Origin of the sequence: Nostoc sp. (genome assembly GCF_036917235.1) — a bacterium.
In the GTDB taxonomy this organism is placed as follows: Bacteria; Cyanobacteriota; Cyanobacteriia; order Cyanobacteriales; family Nostocaceae; genus Nostoc.
Map to the genome: position 1 here is coordinate 44,244 of NZ_JBALDU010000094.1, position 15,842 is coordinate 60,085.

12 protein-coding genes and 1 tRNA gene are annotated in these 15,842 nt (G+C 42.5%); 5 read left to right on the forward strand and 8 right to left on the reverse strand.

The genetic code is table 11. The features are described from left to right. Positions 1-119: 119 nt before the first annotated feature. The 4 genes from V7K44_RS26275 to V7K44_RS26290 form a co-directional block, all read right to left on the reverse strand. A complete protein-coding gene (locus tag V7K44_RS26275; RefSeq protein ID WP_334935895.1) occupies positions 120-371 on the reverse strand; it encodes a hypothetical protein in 252 nt (83 codons plus the stop codon). A 33-nt stretch (positions 372-404) separates the two neighbouring features. Continuing rightward, positions 405-488, reverse strand: a tRNA-Leu gene (locus tag V7K44_RS26280). Between the two features lie 106 nt (positions 489-594). Continuing rightward, a complete protein-coding gene (locus V7K44_RS26285) occupies positions 595-1,719 on the reverse strand; it encodes an alpha-hydroxy acid oxidase (protein ID WP_334935897.1) in 1,125 nt (374 codons plus the stop codon). Between the two features lie 461 nt (positions 1,720-2,180). Then, positions 2,181-2,414, reverse strand: a complete 234-nt coding sequence (locus tag V7K44_RS26290) for a hypothetical protein (protein ID WP_094349603.1) — start codon at positions 2,412-2,414, stop codon at positions 2,181-2,183. Between the two features lie 160 nt (positions 2,415-2,574). On the opposite strand from V7K44_RS26290, the gene V7K44_RS26295 reads away from it, so the two are divergent. Then, on the forward strand, positions 2,575-4,692 hold the full coding sequence (locus tag V7K44_RS26295; protein ID WP_334935899.1) for an NAD(P)/FAD-dependent oxidoreductase: 2,118 nt from the start codon (positions 2,575-2,577) through the stop codon (positions 4,690-4,692). Between the two features lie 61 nt (positions 4,693-4,753). Here V7K44_RS26295 and V7K44_RS26300 read toward each other — a convergent pair whose 3' ends face one another. Further along, entirely contained in the window at positions 4,754-6,277 is a 1,524-nt protein-coding gene (locus tag V7K44_RS26300; protein WP_334935901.1) for a hypothetical protein, read from the reverse strand. A 1,015-nt stretch (positions 6,278-7,292) separates the two neighbouring features. Here V7K44_RS26300 and V7K44_RS26305 point away from each other — a divergent pair. From V7K44_RS26305 to V7K44_RS26320, 4 genes are all read left to right on the forward strand, one after another. Further along, a complete protein-coding gene (locus V7K44_RS26305) occupies positions 7,293-8,747 on the forward strand; it encodes an aminotransferase class V-fold PLP-dependent enzyme (protein WP_334935903.1) in 1,455 nt (484 codons plus the stop codon). 242 nt (positions 8,748-8,989) lie between these two features. After that, positions 8,990-10,276 carry a sulfite oxidase gene (locus V7K44_RS26310; RefSeq protein WP_334935905.1) on the forward strand — a complete coding sequence of 429 codons (1,287 nt, stop codon included), beginning with the start codon at positions 8,990-8,992 and terminating at the stop codon, positions 10,274-10,276. 37 nt (positions 10,277-10,313) lie between these two features. Then, entirely contained in the window at positions 10,314-11,105 is a 792-nt protein-coding gene (locus tag V7K44_RS26315) for a sulfite exporter TauE/SafE family protein (RefSeq protein ID WP_334935907.1), read from the forward strand. A gap of 27 nt (positions 11,106-11,132) precedes the next feature. After that, the gene (locus V7K44_RS26320) at positions 11,133-12,125 is read left to right on the forward strand and encodes an RNA ligase (ATP) (RefSeq protein ID WP_334935909.1); all 993 of its coding nucleotides are present in this window, start codon (positions 11,133-11,135) and stop codon (positions 12,123-12,125) included. Positions 12,126-12,191: 66 nt separating this feature from the next. Here V7K44_RS26320 and V7K44_RS26325 read toward each other — a convergent pair whose 3' ends face one another. The 3 genes from V7K44_RS26325 to V7K44_RS26335 form a co-directional block, all read right to left on the reverse strand. Then, positions 12,192-13,688, reverse strand: a complete 1,497-nt coding sequence (locus V7K44_RS26325; RefSeq protein ID WP_334935911.1) for an Ig-like domain-containing protein — start codon at positions 13,686-13,688, stop codon at positions 12,192-12,194. Positions 13,689-13,846: 158 nt separating this feature from the next. After that, the gene (locus V7K44_RS26330; protein WP_334935913.1) at positions 13,847-14,620 is read right to left on the reverse strand and encodes a TIGR03943 family putative permease subunit; all 774 of its coding nucleotides are present in this window, start codon (positions 14,618-14,620) and stop codon (positions 13,847-13,849) included. Between the two features lie 70 nt (positions 14,621-14,690). Then, on the reverse strand, positions 14,691-15,743 hold the full coding sequence (locus V7K44_RS26335) for a permease (protein WP_334936079.1): 1,053 nt from the start codon (positions 15,741-15,743) through the stop codon (positions 14,691-14,693). Positions 15,744-15,842: the final 99 nt, after the last annotated feature.

Consider the following 15,842-nt stretch of genomic DNA (forward strand, 5'->3'; position numbering starts at 1 on the left):
TAGCCACTTAATCTGCGGGTTTTATACGTAAATATGCGCTTAAGAGGTTGAATTAAAATTAGTATATTTTAATGGCTAATAATTTTTTATTATGATTTCCAAATTTATTACAAACAGATTTAATTTAGTCTCTGTATTGAAAAATCTCTAAATTTTATTTTTTCATGAAATAAAAGCCCAAAAAATAAGGGAAAGATAAACTTATCTTTCCCTGCTCTTTCATTTTTGTTATTGTCTGGCTTGTTACTTTCTTTAAGTCTTTGGCGTAACATTTGCCTTTGTTTTTTCAGTTGACGCTTCCTAGCAGAACCGCCTCTACCTTTGTCATTCCTGCCTTCTTTGCGGGGAGATTCCCATCTTTTCAGGCGCATAAGTTTTTAACCTCTTTAGCACTTGTTTGGTAGTGGGCAGGAGGAGAATCGAACTCCTATGACCGTAAGGCCGCCACATTTTGAGTGTGGTGCGTCTACCAATTCCGCCACCCGCCCTTGTATCTAACCTTAACTAGTATACTCTAAATTAAGAGATTTTGTAACAAGTCTGAAAATTATTTCTCAAAGTTTTGCTGGAATAAGATTTTTAACAGTTCTCCGACTAAAAGCGTGGCAGGGTCAATAAACTAGGGTCAATATCTTGTATTTTGGCACAGCCGCTAAGTGCCATTGCCACATTTAACTCATCTTGTAGTAGTGAGATGACATGAGATACACCGATTTGCCCGGCTACCGCTAGTCCCCACAAAATAGGTCGTCCGATTAGTACTGCTTTTGCTCCTAATGCCAGAGCTTTGAGAATGTCTGTGCCTCTACGAATGCCGCCATCCAACACCACTTCTACTTTACCATCCACTGCCGCTACTATTTCAGCGAGGGCATCTAAAGAAGCGATCGCACCATCAAGTTGTCTGCCACCATGATTGGAAACAACAATTGCTTTGGCTCCATATTCTACAGCCCGCACAGCATCATCTGGGCGTAAAACTCCTTTGATAATTAAAGGTAGACCAGATAAAGACTGCAACCATTCCAAATCGTCCCAAGTGACTGCTGGGTTTAGCTGTTGGGCAAAGTAGGTAAATAATCCAGATTCACCTTTTTCATGGGAAATATCTAGCCCTGAGATGCTAGCAAGATTAGCCAGATGTAAGTCTTGGGGTAAGGCAAACTCATTACGTCTATCTCGCTCTCGCTGTCCGAGAACGGGTGCATCTACAGTTAGACAAAGTGCTTTGTAGCCTGCTTTATAGGCTTTTTCTACCAAAGCACGAGTTAATCCCCGGTCTTTATGGATATAAAGCTGGAACCATCGCAGAGAATCTGGAAACTGATTACATGCAGTCGCCACTTCTTCAATACTCTTTGTTGCCATTGTACTTAACACCATACCCACACCAGCTGATGCAGCAGCTAGGGCAGTGGCAACTTCTCCGTCTGGATGGGCTAGACATTGAAAAGCCATTGGTGCAATTAACAAAGGTAGTTGCAGGGGTTGTCCTAAAATGGAGGTACTTAGATTGCGATCGCTCACATCGACTAATATCCGAGGTCGCAGCTTGACTCGCTCAAAGGCAGCACGATTATCTCGCAATGTGATTTCGTCCCAAGCACCACTGCTATAGTAATCAAGTGTCGTTTGAGACAGATATTCTTTGGCTAGCTTTTCGTACTCAAAAAGGTTGATGGGTTGAAAGCGATCGTCAGTGGATAAATCGTTAGACATAATTAAATCTAAAATAAAACTTTTGTTTGTAGTAAGCGATTTATCTCTCTGCATAAGATTTTAAATTGCTAGAGTCGCTGACTACGATTATTGATGGTCAAGGCTTTCAAATATATTTATTTTTACTTAGTTAGCGATCGCTCAACTGAGTTATGTGCTGAGACGTTCCTCCAACAGCATAAAGATTGCTCCCAAAAAAAGACCTCTGGCACAAAGCAGAGGTCTTTCCGTTTCAGAACGTTGTAAAATTCATAAGCAATGTAAAACGCTGATATGGTTAATTTAATGGCTTCTGTGCCATGAGCGCAAAAATAGTAACCCAATCGACAATCCCATACTGACTATTATTATTACTCCTATACCAAAAATACGTAGGCGCAGCCCGCCGCAGGCATCGCCAACATTTAGGTACAGACCTAGAAATCTAATGCTGCGACCAAAACTTCATCTTATCCAAGGTTTTAGGAGAACTTTTCCCAGGATTGGGCAACTAATTGGCTTAACCAACGGCGTTGTTGCTGATCCAGCAGTGGATCGTCTGCTAGCAACTGAGCGGTCAATTCTTCCAAAGATTGACCCTGAGCGCGGACAATTTTAATTACTCCAGCGATCGCACTGGCAACTAGTTCTTCATCAATCGGCTGTTGTCGCAGAGCAATAATTTCTTGGGGACTGTCTGGAATGGGATAATTCATGGCGTGGGTTTACAGAAATACAAAATGAACAATAAATTTGACAAACTCTTAAAATTTCTTCACTGAATCTTTACGAAACTAATAGGGCGGAGTCTACCTTACTTTGTGCCTTAAGAAAATCTGTCTAAGTGAGTAGATTGATGGGAAATGTCAGGAAAAGATGAAAGAAATCCTTTATTTAGAAGTTCCAACTCCAGAAACAGAAACTGTGCGTAGTTGGTTACAAACAGATTTTGAACCTGGAAATGGAGAAAAAGTGCTTACCTCGGAAGGCTTTCGCCTTCAAATACCCAGTGCTACTACACCTGCTGGAGTCAGTCTTTCCGAAAACTTGCCTACAGAACTTTCGGTATTTGTCTGGTCGGTGCAACGAACTACCTATCTGAAAGTGTTTCGCTGGGCAGAAAAACCCTTTCCCGATGAAGGACAAATTCTGCAACGCTTGACCAAGGAAATCAGAAGCCGTTTTCCGCATCATTACCCAGAACCGCCAGCAATTGATTTATCCCAGCAATCAATATTTGCTGCACTAGGCTCGACTTACCCCCTTACCGTCAAGTATTTTCAGAAAATGCCCAACGGTGAATATGACCTAACTCGTGCCTATTGGTGGGAACAACGATGGCGCGAAGGGGTGCGGAATCCGCAGCAGCCGCGTCAAGTGGTGTTTTCGCGAAGGAGCAGGGGGGAAATAAGGAATGCCCCATCCCCCATGTCCTATGCCCAGTACGACATCATCTATATTGGCGGTGCATTAGGCGTAATTCATGCAGCACTGATGGCAAAACTCGGATATAAAGTCTTGCTGGTGGAACGAATGCCCTTTGGGCGGATGAACCGAGAATGGAATATTTCGCGCGACGAGATTCAAAGCTTGGTTAACTTGGGTTTAGTCACCCCCGCTGAGTTAGAAACCATCATTGCCAGGGAATACAAAGACGGATTCAATAAGTTTTTTGATGCTAATAATCCAGCCAAACTGCGATCGCCCATCCTCCACACACCCACAGTCCTAAATTTAGGCTTGGATTCCGAAAAATGGCTCCAAATGTGTGGGCAAAAACTGCAAGCGGCAGGCGGTGAAATTTGGGATGAAACAGAATTTATCCGTGCAGATATTGATATATCACAGGTAGTTTTGCAAGTCAAGCACTTGCCCAGTCAAATTGAGAAGCAAGTAAGTGGACGACTGCTAATAGATGCAATGGGAACTGCGTCCCCCATCGCTTGGCAATTAAATGGTGGTCGTGCCTTTGATAGTGTCTGTCCGACGGTGGGAGCGGCAATTGAGAGCGGATTTGAGCCGGGAGTATGGGATTCCCAATATGGGGACGTTCTTTACAGTCATGGGGATATTTCGCGGGGAAGGCAGTTAATTTGGGAGTTGTTTCCCGCAGCAGATCAGGAACTGACGATTTATTTATTTCATTACCACGAAGTCAATGCTGAAAATCCCGGTTCCTTGCTGGAAATGTACGAGGACTTTTTCACAATTTTGCCAGAGTATCGCAGGTGCGATATGGACAAATTAGTGTGGAAGAAGCCGACATTTGGGTATATACCAGGGCATTTTAGTGTGGGAAGTCGCGATCGCACAGTTGCCTTCGATCGATTGATTGCGATCGGCGATGCTGCTTCACTGCAATCTCCCCTCGTTTTCACGGGTTTTGGTTCCCTAGTTCGCAACTTAGAGCGCTTAACAACGCTGTTGGATACTGCCCTCAAACATGACTTGTTGAGTTTCCGCCACTTGAACCAAATTCGCGCCTATCAAAGCAACGTTTCCGTGACTTGGCTATTTTCCAAAGGGATGATGGTTCCCACAGGGAAATTTTTACCACCGCAGCGAATTAACTCTATGCTCAACACCTTTTTTGGACTGTTAGCAGACGAACCGCCAGAGGTGGCAGATAACTTCATCAAAGATCGGTGTGATTGGTTAACCTTTAACCGCCTAGCACTGAAAGCAGCTAGGAAAAATCCTGCCTTACTTTTATGGATTTGGGAACTTGCTGGTCCTAGAGATTTAGTGCGATGGCTTGGTAGTTATTTCAACTTCGGTCGTCATGCCCTGGTTAGTGCTTTATTAAGTCCGTGGTTCCCGCACTTCTTAAACCGGGTAGGTTTTTGGCTAGAGCCGCGGAATCCAGGATTGTGGCTGTGGTTATTGGCGATTAATTATGCGATCGCCACAGGCAAACCGCGATCGCGCAGCCAGGTAGCAAAATCTAACCCAGAAGCCATAATTCCGAAGTCAGAAGCAAGAATTCTGAATTAGGAATGGGGCATAGGGCATTGGGCATTAATCACTTGTACAGACGCGATTAATCGCGTCTCTCCTAACTCTTTGGACGAAAATTCGGCAGTTCTACAGATGCCAATGATTTACGCCCCTTCGGTGGACGCTGGGGATAAACTACTGGTGAAGGTGAATTGTCATCATTGGTGTTATCACCTAATAACTCTGAGCACAAATCACTTGCTGAAAATTGTGAAACTTCTGACCAGTAATCTTCAGTTTCTCCAACAGGCGTTTCGGTGTGGGATGGAGTGGAGGAAACCAGCAAGTTATTGGCTGGTGAAAGCACAGAATCCGTCGTCCAAGAAGTAGAGCTAGTTGCAGGAGGATTAATTTCTGCTTCCAAATGTTCCTCCTGTGGATTTTCTAGTTCCTTATCGTCTTCTAAAATTGTTGCTAAAGTCTCCCAAATCGGGGCATCACTAACATCCGTTTTCGCAGTAGGTGGTGGTGATGTAGATACAGGCTGGGAGGTGAAAAACATTTGAATTAGACTATCTAATTGCTGATCTAAATTTGATGAACCCGGAGGTGAAACCGCTTCACTTGTATCTGGAGAATCTTCAACTTCTGGAGATGGGGCGGGCTGTGTTGGTGTTGGCGTGTCTTTCTTAACTGTCCAGTTCCAAGTAGATGAGGGCGTCGCAGTGGGTTCATTTCTTTGGAAGGGGATTGGTGCTGAGGGTTCACCCCAAGAATTATCTAGATCGTTACTCAAGGATTCTTCTTCTGCTGACCAAGGTTGAATTGGCTGTGCATTAGGAAATAAAGACCGAGCTTTTCTAGAAAATCTTCCTTGGCTACTAGTTATGTCTTTAGGATGTTTTGCAGCATCCTCTAGGGAGTCATAGCTAGGAACCGATGTATCTAGACATTTTTCCAAAGCTGCTTTGAATTGCAGCGTCTGGCGTTGTTGTCGCATCAGTCTTGTACGTAACTCCCGACAAACATTTTCTGATTGCAATAACTGCTGAGATTGTTCGTTGTTATTAGTGTGTAGCAACGTACATTCTCGCTCTAACTGGGCCAAGCGTTGTTGGCTAATTTGTAACTGTGCTTTATAAGTATCAGTGAAAATTTCCTGACGTTGAACAGTTTGTACAGCAGTTTCTAATTGTTGAAATAAAGATTTTATCTGTTCTTGAGCCGCAGCTAATTCTTGAGTGTGTTGGTTGAGCATCGACTCGCTAACGCTAGAACGCGTTTTCTGCCACTGCAAAACCTTTTCTGACTCAGCTAGGTTGTCTTTTAGCTGCTCCACTTGTGCATACAAATTATTGTTAGCCGCACGTAATTCTTCGTTCAATGCCAGCAGGTTCTGAAATTCCGAGTCAATAAGTGCTTGTTTGCCGCTTTCAGGCTCTGCAACCCAGTCCTGCTGGGTGGTATCTTGTAAAAATTGTGTATCTTCAGCTGGCATGAGGAGTGGCAGTTTTTTAACTGTCATATTGTCATTAGGCACAACTGAGTAAAAGGGACAACTCGCCTGTTCTGATTGTGGCGAATTAGCAGAATTTAAGGATTCTATCACAGCCCCCTTGTTTGAGGTGTCAGCTTCATTCATCACTCTTGACTCACCTGCTTAAAAATATTCAGCAGTGCTGGCATTAGCATTGCTTATCAACTGTGTCTAATCAGGGTTTGCTCTAGAAGCTAAGTTTAACTCTCTCCAAGCACCAGCAATTAATCATCAATTGGTGTTCCCCATTTTGTATCTAGACTGATGCCGTTATAACACTATGATGCTCTGCCCCGTCAAGAAGAGGTGGAAGGGGAACTCTGGCCCCCTTTGAGGATAGGCGAGAGAGAGGAGAAACCCTGATACGTTAAAAATTAAACTGTATTGGCTGGCTGATGAAGTTTTTTATATGAAAAAACTGCCTTAGATTATACTTTATTTTTTAAAATCGCATCTGTCTTAAGAAGTAAATTGTGATTGTCTCCTAAAATACATTTTGTAATGCCTTATTGAGTACTTAAATATAGATGTCCGTACAAGTATCTACTCTTCTATGATATTCTCTCATCCGAAGCGATCGCTATTTAATGTCAGTAAACAACTAAGAGCTTCCACTATAACTGCAATGTTAAGAGATCCCCGATTATACGAGTAAATACTTATAAAATATTAATAAGGACGTAACAACTTGTCTAAGTAGAATATAAAACTTTGTTAAAGAGTAATCTCAACTTAGTCAGGGCTTTTTTCTCGATAAATACATTGCCAGTAAGCAATTGCAGGTTTTATTGGCTATAAGCTTTTCGATCGACTTATCTCCAATACATCAAGTTTGTTTAATGACTGGAATAAAATCATTTAAAGTATACTTTACTACTTATTTACTTTATTTACACTGTATATTAATTTGCAATAAAAATATAAAACTTGAGTATTATGACGGATATCAATTTTAATTATTTTATTAAAGAATAATTGTAATAACCGCGTTTTCTACTAGAAGTAAAGTAATTATAAAGACCATAATTACTGGCAATTAATCGGGTTGTAGCGCGAAATAAAGTACTGCGGCAGTTAGGCTTTTTCCAAAAAATCAAAATTTAAAATAGGGGTGCTAAAGATGACTGATATACTTGCAATTGGCGCAAATATCAAGCAAGAGACTGCTAAATTACCGCTGCTTGTAGAAAATTGTGACAGCTTTTGGGACAAAGAAATCAGACCGTTATTTACAGATGAGTCTCTATCTTTCAAGGTGAAAACTCTTAACGGAAACTATGTCAAGTACGTCAACTTGGATAATGGAGCTACAACCACACCCTTTGCAACCCTCAAGCAGTACGTGGACGAAATGCTTGACACCTATGGCAGCGTACATCGAGGTTCTGGGCAAAAATCCATCATCACTACACGAGAATATGACGCTAGTCGGAACATCATTCGCGACTTTGTGGGGTCATCTTCAGACAACTATGTAATCTTTGCGAAGAATACAACAGAAGCAATTAATGGAGCTGCCACACTTTGGGCAAAAAAACCTGGGAAAATCTTAGTTTCTGATATCGAGCATTCATCTAACCTGCTGCCTTGGGTTACTAGAGACGAAGTTGTGCAGTATAAAACCCAGCCGGATGGAAGTGTAAGTGTTGCAGAAATTGAAGATATCTTCAAAGCACACCAAAATCTCCCCGAAGCCGAGCAAATTAAGTTAGTAACTATTACAGGTGCTTCGACAATTACAGGTTACAGACCCCCAATTTACGAAATTGCAGCTTTAGCACATCGGTATGGTACGAAGATATTTGCCGACGTGTGTCAGTTGATTCAGCATGAACGAGTTGATATGCGTGCTGATGATGACCCATGTCATTTAGATTTTGTGGCTTTCTCTGGACACAAGATGTACGCCCCTTATGGAACCGGGGTCTTGCTGGGGCCGAAGGAATTTTTTGATAGCTCCTACCCTTATCAAATTGGGGGTGGAAACCTGCCTTATATCACCAGAAACCTAGAGATCAAGCGTTTTTATACAGAACGGGCCCATGACCCCGGAACACCAAACGCAATGGGTGCGATCGCTATTGCCAAGGCAATTGAAATTATCGAAGCAGTGGGGCGCGATCGCATTGCTCAGTATGAACACTCTCTAGTTGAATTTACATATACACGGCTTGGGCTGATTCCTGGTGTTAAAATACATATTCCCGGAGATAACTTAGCCCATGTTATTCCCTTTGATATTGATGGATTTGACGGACGCCTAGTAGCAGAGATTCTGGCACAAGAATATGGTATTGGCGTTCGGGCTGGGGCTTTCTGCACTTATGAATATATTCGCAAACTCAAGAATGTTTCAGACGAGCAAGACTGTGAGATTGCTGAGGAAGTAGATAGAGGAATTACACGTAATATTCCTAGTATTATCCGAGCCAGCTTTGCTGTATATAATACATTAGAAGATTGCGATCGCTTTATAAATGCGATCGCTCAAATAGCTAAAAACGGATTGGCTCACTATTTGCCCAATTACACACAAGATCAGATAACTGGTGTTTGGACAGCGCTAAACAGCTAGTCTCGCCTCTTTTTATCGCCAAAAAATATATGGCAGTCAACTTAACGCGAAATGGGCGGTTATAAACCGCGTCTAGATATAACAAAACCCACCTCCGTGGGTTTCAAAACTTTGATTTGACCTTAGTCCGCGGAGGCGGACTTTGCCTGTGTAGCCGCGTTCACGCAGTGTGCCGCAGGCAATTCCATTCGCCAAGGCTTAAGTTGACTGAAAATTACAAATAATTAAAAGGGGGTAATAGCTTGAGCGATGAAAACCTCTTTGACCAAGAGGATTATTTACAGGCACGGGTTGAACAGTGCATCTGGCAAAAAAGTACAGATGTGGGTATTTCGCGCCAGCGCTTTCTGAAAATACTAGCTACTTTGGTTGGTGCCACAGCCATTGGAGGGTTAGCTAAACCTGCACCTGCTCAGAGTCAGACAGCTATTAAAACTAAAGGCAGCAAAATACTTAAGCCATTACCACCAGGGTATATCTCTCATAGCAAAGGCACATTAGAGATGAACTGGGAAGCGATGTATGGGCGTGGTTATTTAGTACCAAATGATTGGTTCTATGTTCACAACCGCCATACACCTCCCCCTTTTGACCCATCTACATGGCGTTTGCAAATTCATGGAACTGGCGTTTCTGCCCCCTGCGAGTTTACTTACGATGAAATCATCGCCATGCCATCCATCTCAGTCACTTGCGCTATTGAGTGTGCTGCTAATGGTCGGCGCTTCTTTGAAGAAGCTTACAACACACCACTCCCTGGAACACGGTGGAGACTTGGGGCTATTGGTGTGGCTGAGTGGACTGGTGTACCACTTGGTATGTTATTGGAACGAGCTGGACTGAAATCCACAGCAAAAGATGTACTCGTTGAGGGTGCAGATGTGGATTCGTTGGACTCAAAGGAGACAAATAAATCCAAGTTCAGCAGTGTAGTTCCAATTAGCAAAGCATTAGCAGATAACTCGCTCGTTGTCTACGCCATGAACGGAGAACCATTACCTCCAGATCATGGTCAGCCGTGCCGTGTCTTATTCCCTGGTTGGGGAGGAAACGCCAACGTTAAATGGATTGAGCGGATTGAGGTTTCTGAAACACCGATATATACCCAGTGGGTGACAGAGCAGATGGTGCTGGTTGGTGCAGACTACCCAGCGATCGCACCATATAAAGGTAAGCTGATTACCTACCAAAATGTTAAGAGCGCTTTTGAGTTGGCTTGGCCAGCTACGCTTTCGGCTAAAACCCACTTACTACGTGGACGTTCTTGGTCTGGGAAAGGAAAAATTATTCGTGTAGAAGTCAGCCTGAATGGGGGCAAAACTTGGCAATTTGCACGACTAAGAGAACCAAATTTTCCATTTGCGTGGGTACGCTGGGACATTGAATGGAACCCACTTCCTGGGGAATATTTTCTCCAGGCTCGTGCTACTGACAATTTAGGTAATACACAACCGAGTACAGTTCCGTGGAATGACTCTGGATTGCTTTATGGAGGTGTTGTTAGCCATCCGGTGACAGTACAAGGTTAATCACACCAAGTCACTTCTGTAGAAAAATAATTATTTTATGATTGATTTTAGTTGGTTGATTTTAGGGAGTGGAGGTTTAATATCTGGAGTCATAGCTGGGCTTTTAGGAATAGGTGGCGGTATTATCACAATTCCTCTTTTAGTCACACTAGGCTATACTCCCGTTCAGGCGATCGCTACTAGTAGCCTTGCTATTGTAATTACTTCAATTTCTGGGAGTTTGCAAAATTGGTGGATGGGCTACTTTGATTTTAAACGAGTAATTTATTTAGGAATTCCAGCTTTTCTAACTACTGGAATAGGTGTATATTTTGCCAATAAAATTCCATCTTATATAATACTATTTACATTTGGCATCATACTACTTGCTAACATCTATCTGATTGAGCTTCGCAAGCAACTGTCCTTCCAGGAAAAAGAGGATATAGCCCCAATATTCAACCCATTAGTTTCTAAAATTGGAACCGGGGGAGCAGCAGGAATTTTAGCAGGTTTATTCGGCTTAGGTGGCGGTACGATTATGGTTCCGCTGCAAATGTTGCTATTGGGAGAAGAAATTAAAGTAGCAATTCAGACTAGTTTAGGTGTGATTATCATCACTGGTTTAGCTGCCTGTACAGGACACACATTAGAAGGAAATATTCTGTTTGCTCAAGGTATAGTTTTAGGATGTGGTGGTCTTATAGGCGTTCAGATGAGTACTCGCACATTGCCAAAACTACCAGATTATACTGTGAGTTTAGTGCTTCGTATTTTCTTAGGAATACTATCAATTTATATTTTTTGGGAAGCTTGGACAAATTATCAACAAATAATTACTATTTTGTAATTTGGATGTTTTTCAAAGAGATGAGCTATGAGTATTTTTAAAGTTGAAGTTGTCAAAATCAATAGCATTAATCCTCATCCCAATGCCGATCGGCTAGATATTGCCTCTATTGAAGATATGGGGTATCAGGTAATTATAGTCAAAGGTAACTTACACCCTGGAGATTTAGCTTTTTACTTTCCTATTGATAGTGTGATTCCAGAAAACTTTTTAGATGAGTTTGGTATTCGTAACTACTACTCGAAAAAACTACGTGCTGCCAAACTTCGCGGAATTTTTTCTGAGGGTTTGCTTATTCCCGTTGGTAAAAACTTTACGGGAAATGTCGGAGACGACTACACGGAGTATTTTGGTGTCATAAAGTACGAATATCCAATACCTCAAGGGATGAGTGGGGAAGCAGAAAATGTTATTGGACATTACAAATTCCCCAGTCCAGAAAACCTAAAACGTTACAAAAACATACTCATGGAAGGTGAAGAAGTTGTTGTAACAGAGAAGTTGCACGGAACTAACTTCACTGTTTTAGTTGATGCTGATGGCACAACTAAAATTGGCAGCCATAATTACTTCTGGAAAAACAGCGAAGTCAATAAAAAATTAGTTTATATTCGTGCTTACAACGAAAACGAGGCTTTCCAGAAACTTCCACCAGGAACTCAGATTTTTGGAGAAATCTACGGCGTACAAGATATCAAATATGGCTTGAATAATGGAAACATTGGAATTGCTATATTTGCTGTGCGTCGCGGCAGTTATTTTCTCAGTTACAGCGATTTTGTGACTTTTTGCGAGGAATTTGCTTTGCCAAGAGTACCTGTGCTTTATATCGGTGCTTACACTTGGGAAGCGGTGTCTCAGTTCAATAATGCCAATAGTGTAGTCAGTCCCGACTGCATCATGGAAGGCGTTATTGTGCAACCAGTCATTGAGAAAACGCATCCAGAAATAGGTAGAGTAGTCTTGAAGTTGATTAGCGATCGCTATCTGCTCCGTAAGGATGGAACTGAACTCCATTAGGTTCAACTTAATTTTTGGTGGCGACACCTTAACTAACCTTCCGAAATCGACTTAGCAATTATTCTCTTAAGGTAGCCATCGGGGATGAAACCCGGCTAAGGGGAGTTGTTCTGGTTTAATTTCAACAGTTGTAGCATCAGCGATGGGCAACAGAGGCATTAACCACAGGCTACTGGTAGCGATCGTATCTCCATCATCAGTTTTTAAAGTGTTTGGGGGTAATGATGCTGGGGGATTTGTCTGCGGTACTACTTGGTCAAATAACAAGCCCAAACCGTCGGCAGATAAACTCATTTGCACATTCCGTTGAGCGGGAGGCAGTACTAACAATGGTTTCTGTTGCCCGGTTTTCAAATCAATTGCCACCACATAGGGCTGTTCTATGTATTGTTCCTTGGATACTAGCTGTGTTAGCAAGCAGTAGAGGGTGGGTGAGGCGATGTCAAATTGGCAACTGAGAATTGAACCTGTTGTTTTTAATAGCTGTTTCTGCACACCTTGGTTTGTTACCAAAAACAAATCCCGCGTGTAATCTGTATTAAACTTTACCATCGCTGCTTGAGAGCCGTCTTTGGAGAAAGCCTGTACCAAACCAAACTGCGGCAGAAAATCCAAAGGTTTACTGGCATCACCTTGTAGTGGTAAAATCGCTGCTCCCTGTCCTTGAGCAACCGCTACGGCTTTACTATCTGGTGTCACCATAAAGTCTCCTCCCGGCTGGCTTTTTAGACGTTTCGGGGTGGGTTTTTCTACTGAACCATCACTGGTTGCTGGCATAAACCATAGTCCAAAGTCGCCAGGATTAGTTTTATTTCCTCGCTGGATGACAATAGTTTGCCCATCAGGTGATAAGTCAAATTTCAGGTTTTGATAATCTTTACTATCTAAAGTCAGGTCAACTTTGCCTTCTGGTTCTGCTTTTTGTCCAGATTTAGCAGAAACGCCTGTTGTCACTGTATACAGTTGGGCTGAAAGTAAGTCTTGATTGTTTGCGGCACGAGCAGAAAATAAAATTTTCTCTCCATCAGGAAATGACTCAAAGTCGATTACTATCAGGTCTTTGGGGGTAAGTATCCTTTTTTGCTCTTGGGTTAAGTTGTAAAGAACTAACCGTCCCTGTTCTTCTTTGTCGGTTCCGATATAAAGGATGACGCGATCGCGTGTACGGAAGCTACCTGTGAAGGCCTGTATCAGCCGATTTGTACCTTCTTGCTCCGCAAATTTATCTTTAGCTCCTTGTAACTGCACTTTATAATTTGTGCCATAAGGTGCTGGTGTCACCAGTGTATAAACCATCCGCCGCCCTGCCCAACTGAATTTACCTGCTAGGGGTGGCTCGATTTTCAAGTTATCCTCGACGCTTTTTGTTTCCATTGGGCGGCTGAAGGTGAGGGTGAAGGAATTATCTTCTGCCCCAATTTGTTGATTTTGCCAAGTAAATTCCCGGACACGAGCAGTTACCACATCACCTTGCAAGATGATTAACCCAATCAGCACACTTAGCAGTAACATTAGTGGGATCGCTATACGATCCAGTGGTTGGAATGCTTTAGATTTAGTCATTGGTTATGGGGCATTGGGAAAAACAGTTCCGAGTTCCGTTAGCGGGGCGTTTAGCCCGTGCTGAGTCAAGAAGTGAGATTCCTAACTCAGCACTCCTGAAGGGCATTGGGCATTGACCGTTAGTTATCTACAAATGACAAATGACAAAGGACAAATGACTAATAACTATAAGGATTCTGAGGTTGAGGAATCTTTTTCAGAGAGTTAGCGGCAATCGTAAGTTGGCGTTTACCTGCTAAATTTTCTGTCACCATTTGTCCTTCTACTTCCAGCCATGTATCAGCAGAGTAAAGCTCTTGATTATTTTGTAGTTTGACGGGCAATCCCACAGGGTAAGCATCTGCTGCACAGCAACTTAAGACAAATCGTGCTAAAAACAAATATTCTTTTCCTATATCGGGCGGGTGAATCACAAATCCCTGCACCTTGACTTTTTGCCCTGTATATGTATCTGGTTCAGGATAGACATTGACAGTGCGTACCCAGTCTACAAGCGATCGCTCCTCTGGACGAACAGTAGCGCGAAAAGCTTGGGGTTTGACACGTGTGCTTCCCAATAAATCAGTCGTCACCCCCCTTTGGAGTGCTTTGTCACTAGCAAAAACTTGCGGTGTAATGATAAAACCTAGAATTGCTGTAGTCAACAATAAACCACTGCCCCAACCAGGGGGAAATAAACTAATATGCTGGGTGTTTGGCGTAACATCACGGCGACGCCGTTGCCAAAGTTCCTGCATCTTGAACAAACCAATAATGATGAAGCTGATACCAGTCACAATCACTAACCAAAAGTAATTTGGATGAATCAACAGATTCAACTTATTAGTTAGCCAATATCTCAACATCAAAATGCCCCAAGCAGTAATTGCTAGAGCATCCAGCCAAGGGAGCAACAGATTTGGGATTTTAGATTTGGGATTTTTGTTAGTCATTGGTCATTGGTCATTAGTCATTGGTCATTGGTCATTTGTAAAGGACAACTGACAAATGATAAATATTTTCTTAAAAGACGTGCAAGTTCAGGAAAAGAGTGAAGACAAATGTCAATTGTGCTGCTAAAGCAAATAAGTAAAAGATGGTCTTGGGTTTAAAAATAGATAACATCAAACCAACACTTTTGATGTCAATCATTGGCCCAAACACCAGAAATGCTAGCAATGAACCGCTACTAAAGGTTGAGGCAAAAGATAGGGCGAAGAAAGAATCGACTGTAGAACAAATTGATACTATTACAGCTAATATCAGCATGACTACAATTGAGGTAATAGGCCCAGCACCCAAACTGAGAACTAATTCACGGGGAGCTAGGACTTGAATAGTAGCAGCGATCGCACTTCCTAAAATCATCACTCCGCCCAATTCCCGCAATTCTTGGATGCTATTATCCACAACTAGGCGCAGTTTAGCTGCTAGCGGTTTATCAGCAGTAGAGACTGAGGTAGGCAGTGCTAAATTAGGATCTATCCGTAGAGGGATACCTGCTTTTCCTCCTAAGATATAAGTCCCGGATTGCAACAGATTCGGTACTGTTTCTTCTTGTTGTGCTTCGTAAGGCTTACCACGGCGTTTGGTTTGGGGCTGCGCGGGTGGATTAAACTTCATATAACGAGCGATCGCAGGTTGGACTATGGGATTTAAGTCCTTTTGAAAACTGAAAACATACCCGATAATTGTGGCAATTGTTAGGGAAAATACGACTCGTAAGACTACTATTTCTGGCTGATCTCGAAATGCTGTCCAAGTGGCCCAAATTACAACTGGGTTAATTGTTGGTGCTGCTAGCAAAAAACCAATTGCGACTGGTGTGGGTACTCCTTGAATCAGGAATCGCCGCGCTACCGGTACATTCCCGCACTCACACACCGGAAATAAAAGGCCAATCATGCTGCCAACTAAAGCACCCAACAGCGGATTTTTGGGCATTTTTTCTACTAGTTTGCGCTCATCAACAAAAAACAGCAGCAAACTGGAGAATAAAACCCCAAGAAGCAAAAAAGGCATCGCCTCGACTAGCAGACTTAAAAATAGCGTAAAACCATTGTTCAGTTGATTCATGTGCGTCGCAGTCAAAAGCGGTTTTTAGTTTTAGGGTTCTGCCTAGTCATTCTATCGAAATGGGGATCAAAAGCAGTTCGGGAAAATTAAACATCATTT